The sequence below is a fragment of the Dehalobacter sp. TeCB1 genome (genome assembly GCF_001707455.1).
In the GTDB taxonomy this organism is placed as follows: Bacteria; Bacillota; Desulfitobacteriia; order Desulfitobacteriales; family Syntrophobotulaceae; genus Dehalobacter; species Dehalobacter restrictus.
This window is the reverse complement of record NZ_MCHF01000003.1, coordinates 1-1,425: the sequence shown is the minus strand read 5'-3', so window position 1 is coordinate 1,425 and position 1,425 is coordinate 1. Positions and strand designations below refer to the sequence as shown.

4 protein-coding genes are annotated in these 1,425 nt (G+C 39.2%); 1 reads left to right on the top strand and 3 read right to left on the bottom strand.

Annotated features, from left to right (window positions below):
- Positions 1 to 215 (top strand): hypothetical protein (locus A7D23_RS16250; protein WP_207644961.1); only part of this gene is annotated, 215 nt, incomplete at its 5' end.
- 4 nt (positions 216 to 219) lie between these two features.
- Here the strand turns inward: A7D23_RS16250 and A7D23_RS15770 are convergent.
- The 3 genes from A7D23_RS15770 to A7D23_RS00970 form a co-directional block, all read right to left on the bottom strand.
- A complete protein-coding gene (locus tag A7D23_RS15770) occupies positions 220 to 423 on the bottom strand; it encodes a hypothetical protein (protein WP_141690619.1) in 204 nt (67 codons plus the stop codon).
- Positions 424 to 579: 156 nt separating this feature from the next.
- Positions 580 to 768, bottom strand: a complete 189-nt coding sequence (locus A7D23_RS15765) for a hypothetical protein (RefSeq protein WP_034362522.1) — start codon at positions 766 to 768, stop codon at positions 580 to 582.
- A gap of 218 nt (positions 769 to 986) precedes the next feature.
- Positions 987 to 1,295 carry a hypothetical protein gene (locus A7D23_RS00970; protein WP_176714375.1) on the bottom strand — a complete coding sequence of 103 codons (309 nt, stop codon included), beginning with the start codon at positions 1,293 to 1,295 and terminating at the stop codon, positions 987 to 989.
- Between the last annotated feature and the right edge of the window lie 130 nt (positions 1,296 to 1,425).

Sequence of the window (1,425 nt, the reverse complement as noted above, 5' to 3'; positions counted from 1 at the left end):
CTCCATATAATCTGAATCGGCTATTTTTAACAGGTACTATACCTGTTATTCCCAGTATTTTGACAGACTCAATGAAACCCCACTATATTTACTCTGTCAAAGGTTGCATTTACTTTGACCGCTCACCGAAGTCCTTAAAATCCTTAAAATTTATTCGTATCACTAGCTCAAAAGCAATGAACCTTGAGCCAGAAGACCTGCTTGCAGCATATTGACCCTCTACTTTAACACTACTTTCTTAAAGCCGCCATAGTCTTTAGCCATTTGGGTATAGACTTCGCCATTTTTTACCGCTGTAACGGTCTGATAGAATCCGGGGTTTTTCTTATCAATCATTACTGAACTGGTTTTGCCGGTTTCGTCTACTGCATTTTTGGCATGAATGGCATTAAACAACGAACAATCACAAACTAATATCTTCATAATGCTTCAATTATTCATCGCTGGGCAGGAGTCGTTTTTGTTGGCGCACCGGCTGTCTATATTTTGTTAAACTTTGATAACCGCTCCTACGGTGTCTTCAACCTTCGTGGTAAAAATATTCTTTTTCAGTAATATCCGAAAAAAGCTTTTGCTGGGCTATCCCGACATTATTAAAATATTTACATTGCCGAATAGCTTAATACAACGTTCAACCATTAAATCGGTCTGCTTGCGTTTGGTAATATCCGTTTTACAGACTGCCACTGACTGACCCTTTTTCTTTAAGTCATTATTCGGAACAATGGCCTTGGGCATTGGCACAGTAATATTAGTAGTTATCGTCATGAAAGTGACCGGCAAGAATTTTGCCGTTTAAAAGGTGTCATCGTAGCGAACGCAGTTGGGTTTGCTTCTATGGGGTTGTTTATGCCCTTATTGAATATTGCCCCTCAAATACAATCCCAACCTCTTACCAATCTGTTTGCTCTAATAGTTTTGACTATCTTTGGCGTGATAACATTTTTTAATCCTTAAAAAATACGGTAGATTTATTTAAATTTGTATCAAAGCAATTCTACTGAATCCCCAACCCGGATACGCCCTTCTTTTACAACACGGCCAAAACGCCCTTCCCGACTAACTATATATGGCCTTCCATGCTCTTTGTATTGTTCCTTCCCAACATACAAGATTTTCACTTCCGCCTCGCCAAGGCGAACGATCCGTCCAACGAGCAGTTTCTCTAAAGGAACATCCGCAATTGTAACATTTTCCGTATATCCATCCTCTAAGACTTCTTTTTGCTTCTCCTCCGACACCTTGGTCAAAGCTTCCAGGGAAAATACTGACTTGCCGGTCCCAATCACCGCCATGGGCAGACCGTGTAAAAACTCATCCTTAATTTACAGTTATAAAATTGATTTACCAATAATTGCTCTTGTTGTACTACAAATATAAAAATACAAAGGTCTTTTACCCCAGTACTTCAATCAATTTCTTTAC